The organism is Nocardia carnea (assembly GCF_029868855.1).
Lineage (GTDB): Bacteria > Actinomycetota > Actinomycetes > Mycobacteriales > Mycobacteriaceae > Nocardia > Nocardia carnea_A.
The window spans coordinates 19,671-40,804 of sequence record NZ_JARWOV010000068.1 but is presented as its reverse complement, the minus strand read 5'-3'; the positions used below and the strand labels follow the sequence as shown (position 1 = coordinate 40,804).

The 21,134-nt window shown below is 66.8% G+C and carries 24 protein-coding genes; 16 read left to right on the top strand and 8 right to left on the bottom strand.

Annotated elements, in window-relative coordinates; translation table 11 throughout:
• Positions 1–44: 44 nt before the first annotated feature.
• The 3 genes from QH195_RS06110 (at position 45) to QH195_RS06100 (ending at position 1,377) form a co-directional block, all read left to right on the top strand.
• Positions 45–650 (top strand): dihydrofolate reductase family protein, encoded by a 606-nt coding sequence (locus tag QH195_RS06110; RefSeq protein ID WP_280434636.1) that lies wholly within the window; start codon positions 45–47, stop codon positions 648–650.
• Between the two features lie 257 nt (positions 651–907).
• Positions 908–1,048 carry a hypothetical protein gene (locus tag QH195_RS06105; protein ID WP_280434635.1) on the top strand — a complete coding sequence of 47 codons (141 nt, stop codon included), beginning with the start codon at positions 908–910 and terminating at the stop codon, positions 1,046–1,048.
• Between the two features lie 23 nt (positions 1,049–1,071).
• Complete coding sequence (locus QH195_RS06100; RefSeq protein WP_280434634.1) at positions 1,072–1,377, top strand: tail fiber domain-containing protein; 306 nt, start codon at positions 1,072–1,074, stop codon at positions 1,375–1,377.
• 280 nt (positions 1,378–1,657) lie between these two features.
• Here QH195_RS06100 and QH195_RS06095 read toward each other — a convergent pair whose 3' ends face one another.
• Entirely contained in the window at positions 1,658–2,677 is a 1,020-nt protein-coding gene (locus tag QH195_RS06095) for an alpha/beta fold hydrolase (RefSeq protein WP_280434633.1), read from the bottom strand.
• 117 nt (positions 2,678–2,794) lie between these two features.
• On the opposite strand from QH195_RS06095, the gene QH195_RS06090 reads away from it, so the two are divergent.
• A complete protein-coding gene (locus QH195_RS06090; RefSeq protein WP_280434632.1) occupies positions 2,795–3,382 on the top strand; it encodes a helix-turn-helix domain-containing protein in 588 nt (195 codons plus the stop codon).
• A 17-nt stretch (positions 3,383–3,399) separates the two neighbouring features.
• Here QH195_RS06090 and QH195_RS06085 read toward each other — a convergent pair whose 3' ends face one another.
• Positions 3,400–4,236, bottom strand: coding sequence for a CPBP family intramembrane glutamic endopeptidase (locus tag QH195_RS06085; RefSeq protein ID WP_280434631.1), 837 nt, complete (start codon positions 4,234–4,236; stop codon positions 3,400–3,402).
• Positions 4,237–4,630: 394 nt separating this feature from the next.
• On the opposite strand from QH195_RS06085, the gene arfB reads away from it, so the two are divergent.
• The 4 genes from arfB (at position 4,631) to eccCb (ending at position 10,560) form a co-directional block, all read left to right on the top strand.
• Positions 4,631–5,059, top strand: coding sequence for an alternative ribosome rescue aminoacyl-tRNA hydrolase ArfB (arfB, locus tag QH195_RS06080; protein WP_280434630.1), 429 nt, complete (start codon positions 4,631–4,633; stop codon positions 5,057–5,059).
• Positions 5,060–5,200: 141 nt separating this feature from the next.
• Positions 5,201–5,710: an O-acetyl-ADP-ribose deacetylase gene (locus tag QH195_RS06075; RefSeq protein ID WP_280434629.1), complete on the top strand. Its 510-nt coding sequence runs from the start codon at positions 5,201–5,203 to the stop codon at positions 5,708–5,710.
• 166 nt (positions 5,711–5,876) lie between these two features.
• Positions 5,877–6,248: a hypothetical protein gene (locus tag QH195_RS06070; protein ID WP_280434628.1), complete on the top strand. Its 372-nt coding sequence runs from the start codon at positions 5,877–5,879 to the stop codon at positions 6,246–6,248.
• Positions 6,205–10,560 (top strand): type VII secretion protein EccCb, encoded by a 4,356-nt coding sequence (eccCb, locus tag QH195_RS06065; RefSeq protein ID WP_280434627.1) that lies wholly within the window; start codon positions 6,205–6,207, stop codon positions 10,558–10,560. The genes QH195_RS06070 and eccCb overlap by 44 nt, the downstream gene beginning before the upstream one ends.
• A 22-nt stretch (positions 10,561–10,582) precedes the next feature.
• Here eccCb and QH195_RS06060 read toward each other — a convergent pair whose 3' ends face one another.
• Positions 10,583–10,939, bottom strand: coding sequence for a VOC family protein (locus tag QH195_RS06060; RefSeq protein ID WP_280434626.1), 357 nt, complete (start codon positions 10,937–10,939; stop codon positions 10,583–10,585).
• A 165-nt stretch (positions 10,940–11,104) separates the two neighbouring features.
• Here QH195_RS06060 and QH195_RS06055 point away from each other — a divergent pair, with 165 nt between their 5' ends.
• The 3 genes from QH195_RS06055 to QH195_RS06045 all read left to right on the top strand — a co-directional run bounded on the left by QH195_RS06055 (position 11,105) and on the right by QH195_RS06045 (position 13,541).
• Entirely contained in the window at positions 11,105–12,538 is a 1,434-nt protein-coding gene (locus QH195_RS06055; RefSeq protein WP_280434625.1) for a DUF3558 family protein, read from the top strand.
• Between the two features lie 131 nt (positions 12,539–12,669).
• Entirely contained in the window at positions 12,670–13,401 is a 732-nt protein-coding gene (locus tag QH195_RS06050) for a dienelactone hydrolase family protein (protein WP_280434624.1), read from the top strand.
• On the top strand, positions 13,398–13,541 hold the full coding sequence (locus QH195_RS06045) for a DALR anticodon-binding domain-containing protein (protein WP_280420135.1): 144 nt from the start codon (positions 13,398–13,400) through the stop codon (positions 13,539–13,541). Before QH195_RS06050 ends, QH195_RS06045 begins: the two co-directional genes overlap by 4 nt.
• A 35-nt stretch (positions 13,542–13,576) precedes the next feature.
• Here QH195_RS06045 and QH195_RS06040 read toward each other — a convergent pair whose 3' ends face one another.
• Entirely contained in the window at positions 13,577–14,215 is a 639-nt protein-coding gene (locus QH195_RS06040; protein ID WP_280420136.1) for a TetR/AcrR family transcriptional regulator, read from the bottom strand.
• A gap of 144 nt (positions 14,216–14,359) precedes the next feature.
• Between QH195_RS06040 and QH195_RS06035 the strand changes: the two genes are divergently transcribed.
• Positions 14,360–15,139 carry an SDR family oxidoreductase gene (locus QH195_RS06035; RefSeq protein WP_280434623.1) on the top strand — a complete coding sequence of 260 codons (780 nt, stop codon included), beginning with the start codon at positions 14,360–14,362 and terminating at the stop codon, positions 15,137–15,139.
• A 95-nt stretch (positions 15,140–15,234) separates the two neighbouring features.
• Here QH195_RS06035 and QH195_RS06030 read toward each other — a convergent pair whose 3' ends face one another.
• Positions 15,235–15,783 carry a hypothetical protein gene (locus tag QH195_RS06030; RefSeq protein ID WP_280434622.1) on the bottom strand — a complete coding sequence of 183 codons (549 nt, stop codon included), beginning with the start codon at positions 15,781–15,783 and terminating at the stop codon, positions 15,235–15,237.
• Positions 15,783–16,625, bottom strand: a complete 843-nt coding sequence (locus tag QH195_RS06025; protein WP_280434621.1) for a helix-turn-helix transcriptional regulator — start codon at positions 16,623–16,625, stop codon at positions 15,783–15,785. Before QH195_RS06025 ends, QH195_RS06030 begins: the two co-directional genes overlap by 1 nt.
• Positions 16,626–16,834: 209 nt before the next feature.
• Between QH195_RS06025 and QH195_RS06020 the strand changes: the two genes are divergently transcribed.
• On the top strand, positions 16,835–17,251 hold the full coding sequence (locus QH195_RS06020) for an SRPBCC family protein (protein ID WP_280420140.1): 417 nt from the start codon (positions 16,835–16,837) through the stop codon (positions 17,249–17,251).
• Here QH195_RS06020 and QH195_RS06015 read toward each other — a convergent pair whose 3' ends face one another.
• On the bottom strand, positions 17,252–17,560 hold the full coding sequence (locus tag QH195_RS06015) for a hypothetical protein (protein ID WP_280434620.1): 309 nt from the start codon (positions 17,558–17,560) through the stop codon (positions 17,252–17,254).
• A 43-nt stretch (positions 17,561–17,603) separates the two neighbouring features.
• On the opposite strand from QH195_RS06015, the gene QH195_RS06010 reads away from it, so the two are divergent.
• Positions 17,604–18,626 carry a serine hydrolase gene (locus QH195_RS06010; RefSeq protein ID WP_280434619.1) on the top strand — a complete coding sequence of 341 codons (1,023 nt, stop codon included), beginning with the start codon at positions 17,604–17,606 and terminating at the stop codon, positions 18,624–18,626.
• A 52-nt stretch (positions 18,627–18,678) separates the two neighbouring features.
• Positions 18,679–19,131 (top strand): ArsR/SmtB family transcription factor, encoded by a 453-nt coding sequence (locus tag QH195_RS06005; protein ID WP_432278274.1) that lies wholly within the window; start codon positions 18,679–18,681, stop codon positions 19,129–19,131.
• Positions 19,132–19,165: 34 nt separating this feature from the next.
• On the opposite strand, the gene QH195_RS06000 is transcribed toward QH195_RS06005, so the two are convergent.
• The gene (locus QH195_RS06000) at positions 19,166–19,990 is read right to left on the bottom strand and encodes an alpha/beta hydrolase family protein (RefSeq protein ID WP_280434617.1); all 825 of its coding nucleotides are present in this window, start codon (positions 19,988–19,990) and stop codon (positions 19,166–19,168) included.
• 793 nt (positions 19,991–20,783) lie between these two features.
• On the opposite strand from QH195_RS06000, the gene QH195_RS05995 reads away from it, so the two are divergent.
• A complete protein-coding gene (locus QH195_RS05995; protein ID WP_280434616.1) occupies positions 20,784–21,128 on the top strand; it encodes a hypothetical protein in 345 nt (114 codons plus the stop codon).
• Positions 21,129–21,134: the final 6 nt, after the last annotated feature.

Sequence of the window (21,134 nt, the reverse complement as noted above, 5' to 3'; positions counted from 1 at the left end):
GCCGGCCGGTCAGAGCTCGTGACACCGTAGGAAAGGACACCGCCATGTCGGAGCTGCTCGTCGACTTCATCACCTCGCTCGACGGCTACGCATCGGGCGAGGGATGGCCCGGGTTCTGGGGCCTCGAGGGCCCGGAGTATCTCGCGTGGCTCGGCGAGCAGCCCGAGGTCACCTACCTGATGGGAGCGAACACCTACCGCCTGATGTCGGGCTTCGCCGCCGGTGAGGTCCCGGATGGTCAAGACGAGTTCAGGCCCGAAGAAGAGGCGTCCGTCGACGAGCTCACGCAGGCGTCCAAGGTGGTGTTCTCCTCCTCACTCGAGGCGCCGCTGACGTGGGCCAACTCCGCGTTGGTCCGCGACGACGCCGTCGAGTCGGTCCGCGCCATGAAGTCGAGCGGCTCGGGGCTCCTCAGTACGATCGGCAGCCTCAGCCTGAGCCGGTCCCTGCTCCGAGCCGGACTCGTCGATCGCTTCCGGGTCGTGATGTTCCCGGTGATCACCGGGGCCACGGGTGCAGAACGCATCTACGACGGCTATCCGGACGTCGCCCTCGAGATGATCGAGCACCGCACCTTCGACGGCCGCATCCAGCTGGTCGAGTACAAGCCCCGCGTGCTCGACCACCCGCCGCTCGGCGCCCCTGCGTGACGTCGCCCCGTCCGCCTGGGGTCGGTGGGTACCAGCGCGAGGCCGACCCGGTCATACCCGAGGTCGAGCTGCATCGAACCGGGCTCTGACGCGAGCCTGTCTCGATTCACCTGACTCTTCTCGGCAGGAACAGATCGGCCGTCGCCGGTATGCTTCGATCTCATCCGGTGTCTTGCCGGGTGAGATCGAAACATTCTCCGGAACAGTGCCGGTGTCAGTCGATACCGGAATCCTTTCCGGTATCGAAAGGTACGACCATGCGAAAAGTATCCCTCGCCGTGGCATTCATTTCCCTGCTGGCCGCCAACGCCGTGGCAGGTGCCGGCGTCGCCGCTGCGGGCCTCGTCAGCGATCGTGAGATCAAGCGGGACGTCACCCCCGTTCGGTGGGACCGCTGAGCTTGATCGGTCGGCTACGGCAGTTGGCGACGAAGCCGACTGCCGTCCGGTCGCCGACTGCCGAGCCGGTGAACGGCTATGACATTCTCGCGACGGTCGCAGAGCTGCCGATCAGTACGTGGCGGTACGAGTGGGAACCCGAGCATGTACGCCACCTGGGCCCGATGGCCCAGGATTGGAAGACCGCCTTCGGGCTGGGCGATAAGGACACGGTGATTCCGGCGGTGGATGCCAGTGGTGTCGCATTGGTGTGTATTCAGGCATTGCATCGGGAGATCGAGGAATTGCGGGCCGAGGTGCAACAGCTCCGATCCCAGCACCCGGGGTAAGCCATGCCGTTCGCGGCCCGGGGTAGGTGGTTGGTGGGGAATCGCGGCTACCAGGAATTCTGCGGGGCGGCCAGTGCGCCATCGCGGTGTCGAGTGCGGTGGTGTCACGCAGCTGCACCACCGTGGGATCCAGCTCACCAGGATCACCGGCGGTGATCCGTTCCTCGCTCCACAGCTCCAGCCACGGTCTCCAGTTCATTCCACGAACGCTACGAGTAGCCGCCGACGATCTCGGCATGCGTTCGTGGGGCGTCACCTGCCGGACCGCACCACGCGCAGTTCAGCCGTCGAGGAAACGCAGTAGTTCCGCGGTGACGAACCGGGGGTTCTCCTCGATGAGCCAGTGCCCGGCGTTCGGGACGTCCATTGCCCGGACGATATCGGCTATCCGCGGGGCCACGGTGGCGCGGACCGGATCGAGCTGTCCGTGGGCGGTCAGCAGCAGCGTCGGGACCCGGACAGGTGCCGCCGCGACAGTAGTGCGGACGTCCACGTCGAGGGTGCGGTACAGCTCGAAGCCGCCGGTCAGCGCCTCGGGGCGGGCGTATGTCCGCGCGTACTCGTCGATCTCGGCATCGGTGAACGGCGAGCGGGTCGACGTACCGCCGAAAGCTGTTCCGCCGAAGGCGACCTGAGGATAGAACAGGGCAAGGTATTCCCGGACGTCGTCGCCCACCACCGTCTCGGGAACCCGCCGCTGGGAATGGAAGGCGATATGCCAGCTCATCGTCCGGTAGGTGCCGGCATCGATCGCGGGGCCGGGTAGCGGGAGATCGAAGTAGCCGAGTCGCGCGGTGTCGTCCGGGAACTGGGCGGCGTACTGGAATGCCACCGCGGCACCGAAATCGTGTCCCACGACGCGCGCGTCGCGTACTCCCAGCCGCTCGGCGATCAAGGTGTGGATGTACCGGGCGAGGGTGGCTTTGTCGTAGCCGGTCGGCGATCCGGTGCTGTCACCCAACCCGGGAAGGTCGACAGCGTAGACGGTGTGGTGTTCGGCGAGGTCGGGCATGATCGGCCACCAGCCGTACCAGGTCTGCGGCCAACCGTGGATCAGCACCACCGGTGTACCGCTGCCGCCTGTCACGTAATGCATGCGGACGCCGTCGATATCGGCGAATTCGTGGCGGAAGGTGCCTTCGAAGTCGGGGTCTTCGTGGGTGGCCGCGGCGTATGGGGGAATCTCGGCGGCGCCCGGCGCGCCGCATGCCGCGGAGAAGAGCGTGAGCAGGCAGGCGAGCGTGGCGGCCGCCGCCATGCGCAGAGCCCGACGTGCAGGTGGTCTGGTTGCGGTGGTCATCGTGATCCGTTCTGTGGAGGTGAAGCCATCGAAGCCCCCTGATAACAGGGCCGGTTCAGTCTCACCGACCATGCCGCCACCTGGCACGAAGTCTTGCGGTTCCGGCAAGATGCCCGGATGGACCGGGAAACCGAAGAAGTACTCGATGTGGTGGGTCCGCGGTTGCGCGCGTTGCGCCGTGACCGCGGTATCACCCTCGCCGACCTGACGGAAAAGACCGGAATCTCCGAGAGCACGCTGTCCCGGCTGGAAAGCGGGCAACGCCGGGCCAGTCTGGAATTGCTGCTACCGCTGGCGCGTACCTACGATGTTCCACTCGACGATCTCGTGGGCGCTCCGCGCACCGGCGATCCCCGGATCCACCTGAAGCCGATTAAGCGATCCGGAATGGTGTACATCCCGCTCACCCGGCGCCCGGGTGGGGTGCAGGCGTTCAAGATGATGATTCCGGCCCGGTCGCAACCGCCGGAACCCACACCGCAGACGCACGACGGCTTCGAATGGCTGTATGTCCTCAACGGCCGCCTGCGGCTGATCCTGGGCGACCGTGACCTGACGTTGCCGGCCGGTGAAGCCGCCGAATTCGATACGTCCCTGCCGCACTGGCTGGGCAGCGCCGACGGGGGTGCGGTCGAGTTGCTGATCCTGTTCGGCCCGCACGGAACGCGCGCGCATGTGCGCCCCGGTTCGCAGCAGTCCCCCTGAGCAGGTTTCCAGGAGGTCTAGAGGTGAACTGGTCGGCGCCGGGTAACGAGCTTCGCGCTGCGAAGCAGCCACACCGCCGGAACCAGGCAGCACAGCAGCGCGAAGAGGCTCGCTTCCGGACCGAACGTCCCACCGGTGAGCACCTCCGGTCCGGAAAGGACGGTGCGCAGCAGGCCGGGTTCGCCGTCGGCGCCGGATACCGCAGTGCCGAACACGCCGGACTCGGTGAAGTTCCAGGCGAAATGCAGCCCGATCGGCAGCCACAGCGACCGTGTGGCGGTGTAGGCAATGGCCAGCAGCGCGCCGCCTTCGACCGCGATGGCCAGAGTGCCCCACAGCGTGGCGTTGCTGTTGACCGCGTGGGTCAGACCGAAGATCAGTGACGAAACCGCGATCGCGACGATGCTGCCGGTCCGTTCCTCCAGGATGCGGTGCACCACGCCCCGGAACAGCAGTTCCTCGGTGACCGCCACCGAGGCCATCGAGCCGGCCACGCCCAGGCAGGCGCCGAACGAGCCGCTGGTGATGTCGGCGTCGGTGAACAGGACCGCGAGCAGCATTGTCGCGAGGAAAGCTCCGGCGCCGACGAGCGCACCGTGCCCGAGCCCGCTCCACCGCCCCGCGGCGGCCAGTTCGGTGACCTCCAACCGGTTCTCGACACGGCGGGAAAGCCACGTGTAGGCGAAGATCGCCCCGGCGGCCGCGCCGATCCCGACGAATAAACGCAGCACAGGCACACCCGAAACGAGCCCGTCCAACCCCCGGGCGGCGATCAGCAACACGACCGTCCCGACGAGCAGAACCGGCACCCGGAACCGCTGCATCGGCGTTCTCCGCCGGGTGGGGATGGCCATGGAAAGTCCTCTCGCCGTTGTGCAGTACGGCGAGACTACGAACGAGCCGAGCCGCGCCACATCACTCCGCGGGAGACATTCTCGGTAGTACTCGAGAGTGACACCGTATTGTCGGCTCGCTCTCCGGTCAGGCCCTCGGGGGCGATGGCGCGCTCGGCACCTCGGGCCGAACTCCACACCGGACAGCGGCGCGACTGTTGTCGATCCCGGATCAACCGATCACGCTCTCGAGGCTTCGCGAGGCGTGCAGGTCCGGCGTCGGCGACACCGGTCGGAACGCCACGACCGCGTGCTGCTCGCTACTCGTAGGAGTGTCGTCGCTATCGTGAACGACGAGGTCACCACTCAGCCGCTCGGATAGTGGACTCGCGAATCGGAAAGACGGCATCGGATCATGGCAGCAGACCTGACCGTGACTCGGACGCTGGTGATACCCGCATCCGAGTTACACGAGCGGTTCTCACGCTCGTCCGGCCCGGGCGGGCAGCACGTCAACACCACCGACAGCCGGGTCGAGCTGTCGTTCGACCTCGCCGGCTCGCCCTCCGTGCCGGAGTGGCTGCGCACCCGGATGCTCGATCGCCTGGCCGGCCGCCTGGTCGGCGGGGTGCTCACGATCGCCGCTTCGGAGCACCGCGCACAGCTGCAGAACCGGGCAGCCGCCCGCGAACGCCTGGCCGCGTTACTCCGTGCGGCCGCTGCCGCCCCGCCGCCCGTTCGCCGCGCCACCAAGCCCTCGCGCGGCGCGAAGGAACGTCGCATCGCCGCGAAGAAGCGGCGCGGCATCACCAAGCGAAACCGTCGTGCCTTTCCCGACGACTAGTGGAAGGTGGGTTGAGCCGGTAATTCGGGCGTCGGCTGCTGCAGTGGTGTGGCGACGAAATCCTGACGTCACTGCGCCTCGGTGAGCGATAGGTCGCATATCCGATGGCGTCGCGATCGGATATGCCAGCACAATGGACCGATGACGCGAATGGAGGCGGTGCGCGGGGACATCACCGAACAGCAGGTCGACGCGGTGGTCAACGCGGCGAATTCCTCGTTGCTCGGGGGCGGTGGCGTCGACGGCGCCATTCACCGCAAGGGTGGACCCGAGATCCTGTCGGAGTGCCGAGACCTGCGCGCCGCGCACCTCGGTAAGGGGCTGCCGACCGGCCGGGCGGTGGCGACGACCGCGGGCCGGCTGCCCGCGCGCTGGGTGATCCACACCGTGGGTCCGGTATGGTCGGCCACCGAGGACCGCTCGGCGTTGCTCGCCTCCTGCTACCGCGAATCCCTGCGCGTGGCAGCCGAACTGGGCGCCGAGACCGTGGCCTTTCCCGCGATCTCCACCGGCATCTTCGGCTGGCCGATGGACGACGGTGCCCGAATTGCCGTCGAGACCGTGCGTACCGCCGAAACGGCCGTCGAATACGTGCGGTTCGTGCTGTTCGACGAGCGAGCACTCGCGGCCTTTGCCGGAGCACTGGAATAGCTCGGGCTGTTGGTGCGGCGACGGTAGGGCAGGCATTTTCTTGTCGCGCAACTCGTCCTCGATTCCCGGTCACCGGGTAGCCGAATTCGGTGGCGATCCGACGCCGTGAAATCTGTGGTCTGAGTAGAGTGATCCTGGGAGTGTGGGTGGCGGAAGGTGCTGAACCGTGGGCGATGTACTTCTGGCGATAGATCCCGGGCGGGGACGAGGGGGTGATCGGCTGGACGAGCTCGTCGGCGAGTTGCAGGCCGATCTGTGCGAGATCAGGGGAGTGGCCGCTCGACGAGTGACGACCGATGCACAACCCGGGGAGAAGTCCGGCGCGGTGGAGCAACTCGGCCAGCTGCTGCTCACCGGCGGTGCCGTCGGAGCGACAGCGTGGGCGATCCGCGATGTCCTGCTGCGGTTCATGGAACGAACCAGGGCGGAATCGGTCACGATCAAGAAGGGGGACCGGGAGATCACCATCGTCCGGCCGGACCGGGGTCAGGTCGATGCGATCGTCGAGCAGGTCGACGCACTGCTGCGTGATGACTAGTCCGAACGGCCGGCGGCTTGCTCTTTTCGTAGCGAACGATACCTACCACTTCGACGGGTTGCCGCGGCTGTATGCACCGATCTCCGATGCCGAGCAGCTTCGGGAACTGTTGCGCGACCCCGAGATCGGTGAGTTCCGGCCGACCGAACTGCTGGTGAACGAGTCCAAGGCGGAAATCGAGCGGAGTATCGAGCGGCTGTTCCGTGGGGCCGAACCGGAGGACGTAGTCCTGTTCTATTTCTCCGGTCACGGCCTGCGTACCCGGCAGAATCTGTATCTGGCCGCCGGTAACACCGATCCGCAGATGCCGAGCAGTACGGCTGTGTCGTCGGCATTCATCCGCGAGTTGATCCGGGAGTCCGCGGCCGCGGCCAAGATCATCATCCTGGATTGTTGCTACAGCGGAGCATTTCTCGGCACCGAAGTGATGAAGTCCGTGCCCAATATCGATGATGTTGCCCAGGATCTCGCGGCAGGCGACGGTATCTGCGTACTGACGGCGTCGAGCGGCGTGGAGACCGCTACCGAGCGACGCGGCGGCGATTCCGCGCCGCTGTCGGAGTTCACCTCGGCACTGATCAAAGGAATCGACACCGGTCTGGCGGATCGCGGCAGCGGAAAAATCGGTGTGCACGACCTGTGGGTGTACGCCAGTGAGGAGGTTCGGAGCCGGACCCACCGGCAGACACCGAACCATTACGGAGTGTTCCGGGACGAGGTGCATATCGCCCGGGTGCGGCGGCGGTACTCCACTATCCTCGAGGTCGGTGACCGGGTGCAGCTCGGCACCCTCGTCGGCCGGCTCGAACAGGACTCGCTCGGCGGATTGCGCGCCGCCAACTGGTGGGGCACGGGGAAATTGAAGATTCCCGTGGGGCAGGAGCGGCGCACCGACGGAGTTCCCGGCGAGACGGTGTGGCTGGATCTGGCGGACGCGGACCGGAACTCGGTCATCATCGGCCGTGCGGGCTCCGGGAAAAGCACCTTCCTGCGTACGCTCGCAGGATCCTTGGCCTTGACCCATTCCTCGGACGAGGCGACGCTATACGTGCTGGAATCCGGAAACCGGCTGGGCTCGATGAGTGCATTGCCGCATATCGCGAGCGCGGTAGGCGATGACGAGCCGGAGAATGTGGAGGCCGTTCTCGACCGGATCGCCGGTGAGATCCGCCGCCGCAGGAACATTTATCGGAAGCACAGTATCGATTCGCCGGCGAGTTTGCGGGCCGTGCGATCCACCCTTGCCGAGCCGGTTCCCGATATTTTCCTGTTCATCGACAGGCTGGAGGATTTTCGAGAGCACATCCCAGAATTCGATCGCCGAGTCAGACATCTCGCGAGTGCGGGTCCGGAGTACGCCGTACATCTGGTGGTGACCGCACGTGACTGGACCGAGGTGCCCGGTGAACTGGCCGACTTGTTCTCGGCGCATATCGAACTGCGCTTGAATCGCCCGAACGATTCTCGCCTGCACCCGGAGCGTGCCGCCCGCCTTCCGGACGGGCCTGGCTGGGCGTTGTTCAGACAGCGGCCTTTTCGAATCGCCATGCCCGATCTGCGGGAGTTGGACCCCGAGCTGCTGGCTTTGTCGGAGATATCCGATGGAGCAGCGGAATTGGTCGAACGGGTCCGAGGGAATCGTCATGTGCCGTACTTGTCCGATGCGCAGTACCCTCGCGCTGAGGCCGAGATCGACTTCGCCGATATGCTCGGACTGGCCCCGGGGGACGAACTCGATATCGCTGTGCGGTGGCAGCCCCGGACTGGGCGCGACCGATTGCGCGTACCGATCGGTGTGACCGCCACCGGCGATATTGTCGAACTGGATCTCAAGGATGCGGCCGAAGGGGGAATGGGCCCGCACGGCTTGTGTATCGGTGCGACCGGTTCCGGTAAGTCCGAGCTCCTGCGCACGCTGGTGCTCGCATTGCTGACCACGCATTCGCCGGACGCGCTGAACCTCGTGCTGGTCGATTTCAAGGGCGGTGCGACCTTCCTCGGCCTGGACTCACTGCCACACGTTTCCGCGGTGATCTCGAATGTGGAAGAAGAGCTCGCGCTGATCGACCGCCTGAGAGAGGCCCTGGCCGGGGAGTTGAACCGCCGGCAGGAGCTGTTGCGCTCCGCCGGTCGATACGCCAATGCCGCCGACTACGAGAGGGCCCGGGCCGCGGGCGCTCCGCTCGAACCGCTGCCCGCACTGTTCGTTGTCGTCGACGAGTTCTCCGAGTTGCTCTCGCAGAAACCCGAGTTCGTCGAATCGTTCGCGATGATCGGCCGGTTGGGCCGGTCGTTACATGTGCATCTGCTGCTCGTTTCGCAGCGGCTCGAGGAGGGCAAGGTCCGCGGCCTGGAATCACTCCTGTCCTACCGAATCGGTCTGCGTACGTTCTCGGCCAACGAGTCCCGGGCCGTCCTGGGCACCCCCGACGCCTATCAGCTGCCCGGTATTCCCGGCTCCGGCTACCTCAAGGCCGGTACCGGCGAGTTGATACGGTTCAAGGCTGCGTATGTGAGTGGGCCGGAGCGGCTCACCCCGGGCGCGGATACCGATAGCTTCGAGCAACGATCGGTACTGGACGCTGTTGTCGCCCGAATACCGAGGGACGGAGCGCCGTCGCATCAACTGTGGCTGCCGCCGCTGGACGAGTCCCCGACGGTCGATATGTTGCTGCCCGATCCGGACCGCTCCCCACCGGTGGATCGGCACGACCAGGTGCGGATAGCGATCGGCGTGATCGACAAACCGTACGAGCATCGCCGTGATGTGCTGACCGTCGACCTGTCGGGCGCACGAGGCAATATCGCGGTGGTGGGCGGCCCGCAGTCGGGTAAGTCGACCACACTGCACACGATCGTCATGGCGGCAGCGGCTCGCTATGCCCCCGAGCAGGTGCAGTTCTACTGCCTGGACTTCGGCGGCGGCACTATGGCCGGGCTGGCCGGGATACCGCACGTCGGTTTCGTGGCCGATCGGCGCGATTCCGAGCGGGTGCGCCGGACGATTGCCGCATTGACCACTCTGCTGCGGCAGCGCAGCGAACGCTTCGCCGAACTCGGCATCGCATCGATGGCGGAATTCCGGCGGCGCACTATCGCCGCACTCGAAGGCGGCGCTCCGCCGGCGGTCGATCAATTCGGTGACGTGTTTCTGGTGGTCGACGGCTGGCGGACGATCCGCGACGAGTACGAACTGCTGGAATCGCAGATCACGGCCCTTGCCGGACAGGGCTTGCCGCTGGGTATCCACGTGATCATCACGGCCGGCCGATGGTCCGAGATCCGGCCGGTGCTGAAAGACCGCTTCGGCACCCGGCTGGAATTGCGGCTCGGTGACCCGTCCGAATCGGACTTCGGCCGGAGTACGGCCCATCAGGTGCCGGCCGGCCGGCCCGGCCGTGGTATCACCGCGGACCAACTGCACATGCTGGTTGCGCTTCCCCGCTTGGATTCCGACTCGGACCCGGACACCGTGATCGATGGGATGGCCCGCGGTGCCGAGGTGCTACGCAGCAGCTACGGCAACCGGCGTGCCCCCGAAGTCCGGATGCTGCCTGCGCATCTCCCGCGCGAGCAGGTGCTGACGGAGGCCCGTGATCTCGGTATCCGATTCGGGGGGAGCAAAGTGGTGGTCGGCCTCGGGGAATCCGAGTTGCAGCCGGTTCTCCTCGATTTCGAGGCCGAACCACATTTCATGGCCTTCGGCGATATGGGATGCGGTAAAACGACGCTGCTGCGCACTATCGTGGCCGGCATCACCGAATCCAATTCGCAGAGTGACGCCGCGCTCATCCTGGTCGACTTCCGGCGCACTCTGCTGGGTGCTGTCCCTCTGGGGCAGCTTGCCGCCTACGCGACCGGTGCCGAGGGTCTCAGAACCAATATGCGCGATCTGGCATCGCTACTGCAGTCGCGGCTGCCCGGTCCGCAGATCACCCCCCAAGAGCTGCGCGAGCGCAACTGGTGGCACGGACCGGAGATCTACCTCGTGGTCGACGACTACGACCTGGTGGTCACCAGTGGCGACAACCCGCTGGCTCCCGTGCTCGAGTACCTTCCCCAGGCCCGCGATGTCGGCATGCACCTGATCGTCGCGCGCCGGATCGGTGGGGTCGCCCGTGCCCTCTACGATCCGATTCTCGGTGCGTTGAAGAATCTCGCGGTGGAAACACTGATCATGAGCGGTTCCCGCGACGAGGGAATCGTGATGGGTGACGTCCGGCCGGCGAAACTACCTACCGGCCGTGGGATTCTCGTTTCCCGCACGCGCGAGCAAGAAATGGTGCAGATCGCCCAGACGCCCGCTGAGTAGCGCGTCGTAGCCACGATCGCGGTCACATCGCGTGCGGCTGCAGCTGGATGATCTGCAGATAGTTGCCGTCGGGGTCTTTGAAGGTCGCGAACTTTCCGGATGGCCGGTCCTCGGCGGCTGCTACCCATTCGACCCCGGCGGCGTTCAGCTGGTCCTCGTAGGTGGCGAAGTCGTCGACGTGGAAGTTGAGGATCGACCTGCCGGGCTGGGGGTTCTGCTCGCTGACGTCGTCGCGCTGCTCGATGACGAGCCATAGATTCCCGGCGACGATCGGACCGTCACCGGTGTGATCGGGTGCTATCGCGGTGCGATACCAGGCGCGCAGGTCCTCAGCTCTGGCGCTTCCGAGCAGGATACTTCCGGCGGGCATCGTAGGCATTTCGTTCACTCTCCATTTCGGTGGTTCTCTTGTGCTCGGTTCGGCTCACGACGTCGAAGACGATTTCCGGCGACGCGTCGATGCTGATCTCGCGCTCCAGGTTTCCGAACTCCATCGCGGACTTCCGAATAAGCAACAATTGGTTGCGTAATACGTTGTCACAGTGTGCGTCGATGCGCAACACTTAGTTGCGTGATCGTTCAGGACGTACCACCTGACATCGACACACCGGAAGGAACTCAATTGCACGAGCTGTTGCAGTCACTGCCCGTCGCGGCACCGGATCATCCCATCGGCAAGGACGGCGCACCGCCCCTGCGCAGCGCCGCCGACGTAGTGGCTGCGTCGATCAGGCCCGTCGCGTTCACCCTCGAGCGCAGCCGAGCCGGTTTCACCCGGCCGGCGGCCCGGCTGAACAAGCTCGGCGGGCGGGGCGGATCGCGATCCCTGCGAGGCATCGCGGTCGTGGGGGCCGTGGTCGTCGGGTGTTGCTCGTGTGGCGGCACAACCGAGCCACAGTATCCGTCCGGATACTCGGCACTACCTGCATCGTGCGCTGAGGTCGGCACTGCGGCGGGCGATACGCTGCACCGATTCGCGGGCGACCTGCCGATCGTGGATGCGCGGCTTGTCACCACGTCCGAGTTCGATACCGGGGTCGGGCAGACGCTCACCTGCACGGTCACCTACGAGGATCCGATTCCGCACCTCGACAGGGTGTCCACCCCCGAGCCTCTTTCGCGCACTGCGAGGATCGATCTCTTGGTGTGGACAAACCCGGCCGTGCTCGGGCAGACCACGACGTCCGCCGAGACCGAACCCACCTCGGCAAGTGAAGCCCCGACACCCATACGCGGCCTCGGTGATCAGGCCGACATCCGTACCCTGCCCATAGGGAAGAACCAGGTCGCGGTGGGGGTGCGGACCATGCTCGGGAACCTCGCCGTCAACGTCCACACCCAAGGGCTGAACTGGTCCGGGGAAAGTGGCACACCGCCCACCGGCGACTCACCGGGATTGCGCAACGACCTCGCCTCCGGCGCCGAATCCATCGCGGCCGCACTCGTCGACAATCTTTCGGTGAGCCTGTCACGCACGACGTTTCCGCCCGAATCCGCGACCGCCTCCGTTGGATCCACGACCTCGACCCTCACGACACCGACTGCGCCCCAACCGATGTGGGATCCGTGTACGATCCCCGACGCCGACGTCGCTGCGGCGGGGCTGAATCCACAGTCCGAGAAGACGGGGACCCCGAATCCGGAGGTGGCACAGTGCCGGTGGACCGGCCCATCGCACGATGTTGCCGTATTCACGCGGAACAGTCGGTACACGGACTGGGCCTACGGGGTCTTCACCCAACCCAGGCCGGTCATGGTAGGCGATCGGCGTGCCCTGTTTGCTGTGCCCGGCGACGTAGCCGGTAATGCGTCGTGCACCCTCCTGTTCGACATCCCTCAGGGCACACAGGACGGCATCGAGACCGGCGTTGTCGAGGTGCAGGCATCGACCGAAACCCCGGGAAACCGGGACGCCTTGTGCGCCGACCTCATCCGCCTGGCAGTTCCGCTGACCCAGCACCTCCCCGCCGGTCGTTGACCCGTGGCATGCTGTCCGCAGAACTCGCCTGATATCGAGAGTTACCAACACATTCAGGGGCATACTCGCGATGTTCTGCCCGGGGTGAACACGGGCCCGACCGGGCTCGACGATCACTACAGTCGAATCTCATGACGACGGTGACAACGCGCACGGTCGAGTACCCGGCCGACGGCCTGACGATGGTCGGGCACCTCGCGCTTCCGGCCGGTGCCGACCGGCGGCCCGCGGTGCTGATCGGCCCCGAGGGGCCGGGGCTCAACGACTTTCAGCGCCGCCGGGCCGACGCCCTGGCCGAGCTGGGGTACGTGGCGCTGGCCTTCGACATCAACGGCGGTCGCTGGTTCACCGACCCCGAGGAGATGCTGGCGCGCATCACCCCCTTGCTCGCCGACCCCGACCGGATGCGGGCCATCGGCCATGCGGCGCTGGATGTGCTGCGCGCCGAGCCGCGAACCGACCCCGACCGGATCGCCGCGGTCGGCTACGGCACCGGCGGCGCGGTCGCGCTGGAACTCGGGCGCGACGGGGTCGACCTGCGCGCGATCGGGACAGTCAACGCACTGACCACGGGCCGGCCGGGCGAGGCCGCGCGCATCCGGTGCCCGGTGTGGGCCGGGGTCGGATCGGAGGATCCGATCATGCCGCCCGCGCAACGGGACGCCTTCACCGCCGAGATGCAGGCCGCGGGCGTCGACTGGCGTCTGGTGGTCTACGGCGGGGCCCTGCACGCCTTCCATCATCCGCCGATCGACCCGCCCCAGACCCTGCTGCCCGGCGTCGGCTACCACCCACGGCACGCGCAGCGAGCCTGGCGCGACATCGTCGACCTGCTCAGCGAGTGCCTGCCCGTAACGAAGTGATCCGGTCGGCAATCACCTGCCCGGTCCTCACCGCCACCGAACCCGTCTGCGGCAACCGCCTCGCCCTGTCCCAGCTGACCGCCTGCACCCTCGGCCACGGCCTCGGACTACTGGGTATCGCCGCGCCGGAGCGGCTCTGACCGCAGGGAGTGACTCTGTCGTGGTCGGGCGGGACTCAGTCGTCGGTGGGCGCCCGTGGGGCGGCGTACCGGGCGGCGATGGTGCGGACGGCCTCGTCGACGACCTGAGCGACGCGTTCGGCGCTCACCTCCCAGCCCGGCACCAGGAGTGTCGGCCAGAAGACATAGTTGGAGATCATGCCCAGGAACTGGGTGGCGGCAAGGTCCACGTCCTCGACCCGCACCGTTCCCGCCTCGTGCTCGGCCAGGAGGTAGCCGCGTACGGACTCGAAGTAGGGCATCTTCCCTTGTGAGAACTGTGCATGGGCCAGCTCCGGGAAGCGCGGCAGCTCGGCGATGACAATTCTGAACAGGTCGGTCATCTGGGGACGGCCCAGCAGCTCGGCGTAACGGCGACCGATGATGCCGAGCCCGTCGACGATGTTGCCTGTCGGCGGAGGATCCTCCTCGTCACCGGTCGACCAGGACTCCGTCACGATGGCGTCGAACAGGGCCGCTTTGCTCGGAAACTGTTTGAACAAGGTGGCCCGCGAAACGCCCGAGCGCTCCGCGATCCGCGCCAGCGACGTGCGGTCGTAGCCCAACTCGAGAAACAGTGCGGTCGCGGCTGCCACGATCAGCGCGCGTTTCTCCTGGGCGACGCGCTGGTGATACGTCGATAGGCCGCTGCTCATGAGTGGAGCATACGAGGTGAGTGGCTTGACTCACCTGTGCCGCCGACCTAGTGTCGGAGTAATGGTGAGTCGCCCGGCTCACCACTGGCCGCCGTTCATCACTGGTGATCCCGGTCATCCAGCCACGTACCGAAGGAACACCTGATGTCCCGCTTCGACAACCAGACCGTGCTCGTGACCGGTGGGACCGGCGGCCAGGGCTCGAGCCACGTGCGCGCGTTTCACGCGGAGGGGGCGAACGTGGTGATCGGCGGCACCGACGCCGAACGTGGCGCCGCGCTCGCCGACGAACTCGGGTCCCGCGCTCGCTTCACCCGCCTCGACGTGAGGGACGAAAGCTCGTGGTCCGCCGCCGTGCAAGCAGCCGAAAACGCCTTCGGCGCCCTGAACGTGCTCGTCAACAACGCGGGCGTGCAAAACCCGCCCGCGACAATCGAAAACACGGACCAGGCCACGTGGTCGCGAATCCTCGACGTCAACCTCACCGGGACCTTCCTCGGCATCAAGGTCGCCGCCCCCGCTCTGCGCCGCGCAGCAGGGGGAACCATCGTCAACATCGCCTCGACCATGGGCCTGGGCGGCACGGCACACTACGCGCCGTACGTCGCCGGTAAGTGGGCCGTGCGAGGCCTCACCCGAACGGCAGCACTCGAGCTCGGCCGCGACAACATCCGGGTGAACACCATCCACCCCGGCGTGATCGCGACCCCCTTCATCCACGAACCAGCAGCGGGCGCCACCGCGGCGATCGCGGACTTCTACTCACCCGAGCCGTTCGCCATCCCCCGGCTCGGGGAGCCGACCGACGTCACCCGGCTTCTTCTGTTCCTCACGTCGTCGGACGCGTCTTTCATCACGGGGTCGGAGTACGTCATCGACGGAGGACTCCTCCTCGGCCCCGCCCTCCAGGCCGAGACCGTATGAGCACTCCAGACACGACCGGGTCGAACGACTCCGCACGGGACAGTTCGCCGGAGTGGGTTCGGCCGAGTTTTCAGGCCAGTCCAGGGACTGGCAGATCAGTCGTACCAGTCAGCAGGCGCTGGAACCGAACTCTTCCAAGCTTTTTCGAACTCCGCCGCGGTGATCTCCTGATCGGCCAGATCCGGATCCCACAGGTCGATCGGCGGGTTGAGCGGGAAATCGTCGAGGCCGGTCCGGACCGCCTCGCCGGTGTCGCGCACCTCGACCTGGCGGGTGCGGTAGCCGTCGGTGATCTCGAGCAGGTAGTCGGCGGCCGAGTCACGGTCCTCGTCCCAGCGCTGACGGACATACAGCAGCTCGCGGCCGGCCAGTACCCCGAAACCCTTCCGCTTCCGCTGGATGTTCCGCTGCGCGCGAAGTTCCTGCAACTGCGAGTCGGCGTGATCGTCGATATCGACATTGTCCAGGTCCCATTCCTGGGCGTCCGCCAATTGCTCCGGATCGTCGATGACCCAGGTTTCGGCGAAGGTCTCGGCGATCTCGCGGGCCGAGCGTGCGTCGACCCACCACCAGCTACCACCCATCCCGTAGTCGTGGCATACCAGGAAACGGTGCTTCGGGGTCGCGTCCACAGTCACGGTCATCAGCGTAGTGAGCAGTTGCGTCGACCGGGATCAATGTCACTCCGGCGGGGTTTTCCGGCGGCGCGGTCGATGGGCGGGGTCAACAGTCGGTGCAGGGCAGTGGGGGTGTGGCCCAGGTGTTCGCGGACGGTGCGGGTCAGGTGTGCCTGGTCGGCGAAGCCGAGGTGGGCGGCGAGGTCGGCGAGGCCGGTTTCTCCGTCGGCGATCCGGTCGAGGGCTTGCCCGACCCGTATTCGGTTGCGGTAGCGGGTCAGCGTCACTCCCATGTGCTGGGAGAACACGCGGCTCAGCCGATACGGCGAAACCTTCAGCAACACGGCCAGAGAGCGCAGCCCGCCCGATTCCGGTGCCCCGTTGATGATCGCCTCGCGGGCCGCGGTGACCAGCATTCGGTCGGCGGGGCGCGGCCGTGAGGTCGGCCGTTCGGCGGCGAGTGCGACGAGCCGGACCAGTTCCTCGGTCACCGCGTAGTCGATATCGCCGCCGGCGGCAGCGGTGAGCATTCGGCGGTGCGCGAGCTCGATCCGCGCATCGACGTAGACAGCCCGCGAGCTCACCTCACCTTCCAGAAGACCGGGCTCGATGGTCACCGCGGTGCAGACGTCACCGCCGGCGGGGTGCGAGAACCCTTCCTCCTCACTCGGTGCGCCGATGTAGCCGACAGTGCGGTCCAGGTCGGCGAGTTCACCGTCGGCCTGGCGCCGGAACCGGCCTCGGCGCACGAGCACGAGACGATGGTCGTCGCGGGCTTCCGGAGCCGAGAAGTGGGTGTGGTCGGAGCGGCAGTTCACGGTGGTCACGGTGAACTCCGGCCGGGCGGCGAGGGTCGTGGCGGACAACACTCACGGGACCGTACGCCCTGGGTACGACAAGAAACTGCCCGCAAAAATCTTCAAGACCTGCACGGGGTCGGGCACGGATGCTGAGACGGCAACACCGACTACGTCAGGGAGATGAACGAAATATGACCGTCCACGCGAACCGTGGACGGTTCTCGCCGATCCCGAAGGTCATCTTTTCTGCCTCGCCGCTGCCTGATCAGGAGGATCCCATGGCATCCATTCACAAAGAATTCGTCGTCGACGCCACCCCCGAGCAAGTCTGGGATGTGCTCGCCGATTTCGGGGCGGTGCACGAGCGTCTCGCCCCGGGCTTCGTCACCGATACTCGCCTCGACGCCGACACCCGCACAGTCACCTTCGCCGACGGCACCATCGTCACCGAACGACTCATCGATCTCGACCCGGCGAGCAAACGGGTCGCCTACTCGGTCGTCGGCGGGCATCTCCACCCCGCCCATCACCATGCCTCGATGCAGGCCCTGCCCGCCGAGAACGGCAGAACCCGGTTCGTCTGGCACACCGATGTCCTGCCCGACGCTCTCGCCGCATCGATGACCGAATCCGTCGAGGAGGGATCAAAAGTCATACACAGGGCGCTGGAGACGGCAGCCACCCTCACCTCGTGACTATCGGCCGGTGAGCTCGGTGACGACGGGAGCAAGACCATCGGCGGAGTCGGCGGCGAAAACGACGTAAGAGAAGCCGCACTCTTCCCGGCGTCGCCCGATTTCCTCGGCCGCGGCTACCGGATCGTGCGGGAGGACGGTCATCGCGTCTGCCGCGCGAAGCGTGGCGGGGTCGGTGTCGGGGCCGGTCGTATACGGAACGACAGAGTCCCCGATCACCGGCACGGCCAGCGCGAGTTCGACGTCGGCGCGGTACTCGCGCGCCATCTGCGCGACTTCGTTTGCAACGTCGATCCGAGGTACAGTCACTTTTGTTCGTTAGTTCGTAATTCCGGAATAAGAAAGAATGCCGATGCGGATTCGGATGGTGCTGGCCACGATGTTGATTCCACTGGCCACGGGATGTTCAGGAACAGAGCAGGCGGCGCAGGCATGCGGACCGCCACCGGAACCGGGCGTCACCTCGGCCGACGGCTGGCTGGGGCGTATCGACGCGGAACCGGAAACCATCTCCGTGTACGTCGACGACGGGCGGGGGCAAGTCGTGCAGCGGCGGGACGGTGAACCGCAACCAACGGCGTCGGCGAACAAGGTGGTGCCGCTGGCGGCTTATGCCCGCGCGGTCGCGGACGGCGAACTCGACCCGCAGGAGCGGGTGCCGGTCGCCGAGTGGGAGCGCTGGTATCTACCGGGAACCGATGGGGGAGCCCACGAGCGGGCACGGGCCCGGCTCGGCGGGGAAACCGTGACACTGGACCAGCTCGTCAGTGCGATGATCCGGGAAAGTGACAATGCCGTACCCGACTACCTGCGCGAACGTCTCGGCGACCAGGCATTGATCGACGCCGCGGCCGCGGGCGGATGGGAGGGGTACCGGCCCTCCAGCAAGCTCGGCGAGATCATCCGGCTGCTCGAGCCCGGCGGCGACGAGTGGGACACCGCCCGCCGCTACGCCGGCGACCCCACATACCGCGCAGATATTCGATCACGACCGCTACCTGCACCGGAAGCGCAAACCCGATGGGCCGAAACCACGGCCACCGCTTCCGCCCGCGAACTCGCGTCCATTCACCGAGCCATCGCCGACGGCAGTTTCGGCACCGGCGCCGACGTCGCCCGGGCCCAACTGGAATGGCAGCAACCGCCACCCGGGTACGAGGCGATCGGTTTCAAGGGCGGAACCTACCCCGGTGTACTGGCCGACGCGATCTACCTACGTGCCGCCGACGGGACGGTGGCCACCGCCGTGTTGCTCGACCATCGCATGTCCATCGACGTATGGGCGGAAGCGATATCCACACTGAGCCAGCAGCAAGTGCTGGTCGGCGCCATGACGGACCCGGAGATGGCGCGCCGGTTAGCATGCGCGGTATGACCGATACACCCGCCGGCCCGGCCGTATCCGCGGCATGTCCCAGGACGGCGCCGTGACGGATGTCGACGCCAAACTCGCCGAGCTGGAGGCGCGGATCGCGGCCCTCGAAGGACCGGCACCCGCCGACCGCGGCGAACAGGGCTTCGTGGAATACGGCGGCAGCGTCGATTTCGGTGGCTCGGTGGACTGGACGATCCGCTACAGCGCCGCCGCGATACGCACGTTGCCCGCGCATGCCCGTGTCGAGGTCCTGGCCGCCCTGGGCCATCCGGTCCGACAGGCATTGATCGAGGCTCTGCTGGACGGCCCACGTACCGGTGCGGAACTCGCGGAGGCGGCGGGCCTCACATCGCAAGGACAGCTGTATCACCATGTCCGCGCGCTGATATCGGCGAAGGTGATCGAACAACACGGCCGCGGCTCCTACCGTATACCGGCCCCGAAACTCGTCCCGACCCTGATCATCATGACCGCCGCCGCAGACATCGCCGAAGTCCTGCGCTGAGCCGACCGCCGATGCCGGGACGAACCTGCGACGGCTAGGAGATGAGCTGGCGGCGAAACCACCGCGTCAGGATCTCGTCGACCGCCTTCGCTTCGGGGCGCTGCGGCGCCGGTTCGAGACCGGGTTCGTCGGCCAGCGGGTGCGCGAGATCCGGCACGGAGACCAGTTCGGCGTTTTCCGGCTGTGCACAGCGGTGCTTCAGGGTGTCGACCAGCGCAGCCGCGTCGGCGCGAAGGTCCGGGTGATCCTCTTCCCCGCTGACGACCAGCAGCGGCGGCGCAACGGTGAGTTCGGCGGCACGGGCTACAAAGTCCAATCTGTCTGCGACACGCTCGGCCTCGGCCGTCCATTCATACGGATGACCGGCGATCCCCTCGGTCAGCGGGACCACCGAGCGGATACGGACGGCCGGGTTCACGAGCGCGACGGTCCGGATCGGGATCGACTCTGCGCACAGCACTCGGAGCGCGACGGTGCCGCCGAGCGAGGCGCCGAGAATGCCGATCGGTCCCTCCTCGACCGGAAGCTGATCGCGAAGTGCCGCCAGGGCTGCCGGGAACTCGTCGGCAGCCTGCTGCGCGAACGGTGCGAGGAACGCGAGTAGCGCGTCCCGGCGGGCGAGTTCTAGCACGGCGTCGACGCGGCCGTCGACCATCCGGGCGCCACACATCGGCATGCCCAAGTGGACCCGCCAGGCCGGCGCCGCGGCCATCGGCAGGGTTGCGGCGAACGCCGCATCGGTGCGCGGCGCATCCAGCATGTGCCAGGACACAATCAGTGGCGCCGGAGCGTCGACCCTGCCGTCGGGCGGCAGCGCCGTGTAGGGGACGCCCGCAGCGGTTCCGGTGATCGTCTCCATCACGCTCCTTGTTTCGCGTAGCGACCACAATGCACCCCGGATCGGCCGGTGTGGCCGGATCCTTTCGCAATCCGAACGCCCGCCTCCGGTCGCAGTCTGCGATCTACGGCAGTTTCGTCCCGAGACCCTACCCCGAGTCGAGGTACGTGCCCGGTCGGCATGAACGAGAACGCAAAGACCGTGTCCGACAAAGTTACCTGGGACGACAAGGTCGCCCTGACGGCGAAAGGCGCCTGTGGCAAGAGATGGGAACGCGCGGCAGCCCGTGCGAGTGTGGGCACGTCTTACGCCGGTCGGCCGGAAACCATCCCGCTCGTCCGAGCCGAGGATGATCAACCCGCCGCCCGGAAGGTTCGCCAAGGCCGACAACGTGTTGGTCAACGTCTGGAAGTTCGCCATCCGCGGACTCCGTCTCGATGTTCGTACAGTCGTCGCCGGCGCCCACAACGCTGCGATCGGGGTGCCGTCGATATCCCAGATGACGAGTCCCGGGCGCGCCGCAGTCGTAAGGGCATTCCGACAGACTCGACCCGCCCCCACGAGGCGCCGGCGGCCGATTCGAGAGTCGGACGGCAACTCCTTCGAGCCGACGACATGGGGAGGACGGAAATCAGGGTCTACCTGCGCAGGAGGGGTAGCGGGGTAGGCCGGATCATCGGCGAGCACGGTTTCCGGCCTGCTCCGAACGAGATACCGAAAGCGAGCATTACACCGGCCGATACGACATTATGGTCGCAGATCTGGCTACTCAGGTCGCACATTTGTTTTCGACTGATCAGGGAACTGCGCGCATATGTTGAAGATATCGACCCGCACCGTGCTCGGCAGCGCCATTGCCGGGCTGCTCATTGTCGGATCAGGGGGCGTCGCGGCGGCCGCGCCCGCCCCGGTGCAAGCACCCGATGCTCCGGGGTCCGGGGCGGTGGCGCCCATCGCGGCGTGCATGGCGCCCGGCGACTCCATCGAACTCCGGGCCGGCCTGGGCGCCCTGCTGGGGACCGGGAGCGGCGCGATCGCGGGTCTGCCCGTCTTCTTTGTCGGGGCCATCCCGTTCGGGATCATCGGCGGCGTGATCGGCGCCATGGTCGGCTCGACCACCTACGCGCAGGACGCCTGGCGGGCTCCGCAGAACTGCTGATCGGAC

What these genes read in the sequence shown, in the direction of transcription:
- QH195_RS06000 (WP_280434617.1), bottom strand. Translation starts at nt 19,990, where the DNA reads ATGGAGACGATCACCGGAACCGCTGCGGGCGTCCCCTACACGGCGCTG.
- QH195_RS06085 (WP_280434631.1), bottom strand. Translation starts at nt 4,236, where the DNA reads ATGGCCATCCCCACCCGGCGGAGAACGCCGATGCAGCGGTTCCGGGTG.
- eccCb (WP_280434627.1), top strand. Translation starts at nt 6,205, where the DNA reads ATGCGATCGTCGAGCAGGTCGACGCACTGCTGCGTGATGACTAGTCCG.
- QH195_RS06035 (WP_280434623.1), top strand. Translation starts at nt 14,360, where the DNA reads ATGTCCCGCTTCGACAACCAGACCGTGCTCGTGACCGGTGGGACCGGC.
- QH195_RS06095 (WP_280434633.1), bottom strand. Translation starts at nt 2,677, where the DNA reads ATGACCACCGCAACCAGACCACCTGCACGTCGGGCTCTGCGCATGGCG.
- QH195_RS06030 (WP_280434622.1), bottom strand. Translation starts at nt 15,783, where the DNA reads ATGACCGTGACTGTGGACGCGACCCCGAAGCACCGTTTCCTGGTATGC.
- QH195_RS06020 (WP_280420140.1), top strand. Translation starts at nt 16,835, where the DNA reads ATGGCATCCATTCACAAAGAATTCGTCGTCGACGCCACCCCCGAGCAA.
- arfB (WP_280434630.1), top strand. Translation starts at nt 4,631, where the DNA reads ATGGCAGCAGACCTGACCGTGACTCGGACGCTGGTGATACCCGCATCC.
- QH195_RS05995 (WP_280434616.1), top strand. Translation starts at nt 20,784, where the DNA reads ATGTTGAAGATATCGACCCGCACCGTGCTCGGCAGCGCCATTGCCGGG.
- QH195_RS06090 (WP_280434632.1), top strand. Translation starts at nt 2,795, where the DNA reads ATGGACCGGGAAACCGAAGAAGTACTCGATGTGGTGGGTCCGCGGTTG.
- QH195_RS06050 (WP_280434624.1), top strand. Translation starts at nt 12,670, where the DNA reads ATGACGACGGTGACAACGCGCACGGTCGAGTACCCGGCCGACGGCCTG.
- QH195_RS06105 (WP_280434635.1), top strand. Translation starts at nt 908, where the DNA reads ATGCGAAAAGTATCCCTCGCCGTGGCATTCATTTCCCTGCTGGCCGCC.
- QH195_RS06110 (WP_280434636.1), top strand. Translation starts at nt 45, where the DNA reads ATGTCGGAGCTGCTCGTCGACTTCATCACCTCGCTCGACGGCTACGCA.
- QH195_RS06075 (WP_280434629.1), top strand. Translation starts at nt 5,201, where the DNA reads ATGACGCGAATGGAGGCGGTGCGCGGGGACATCACCGAACAGCAGGTC.
- QH195_RS06040 (WP_280420136.1), bottom strand. Translation starts at nt 14,215, where the DNA reads ATGAGCAGCGGCCTATCGACGTATCACCAGCGCGTCGCCCAGGAGAAA.
- QH195_RS06060 (WP_280434626.1), bottom strand. Translation starts at nt 10,939, where the DNA reads ATGCCTACGATGCCCGCCGGAAGTATCCTGCTCGGAAGCGCCAGAGCT.
- QH195_RS06010 (WP_280434619.1), top strand. Translation starts at nt 17,604, where the DNA reads ATGCGGATTCGGATGGTGCTGGCCACGATGTTGATTCCACTGGCCACG.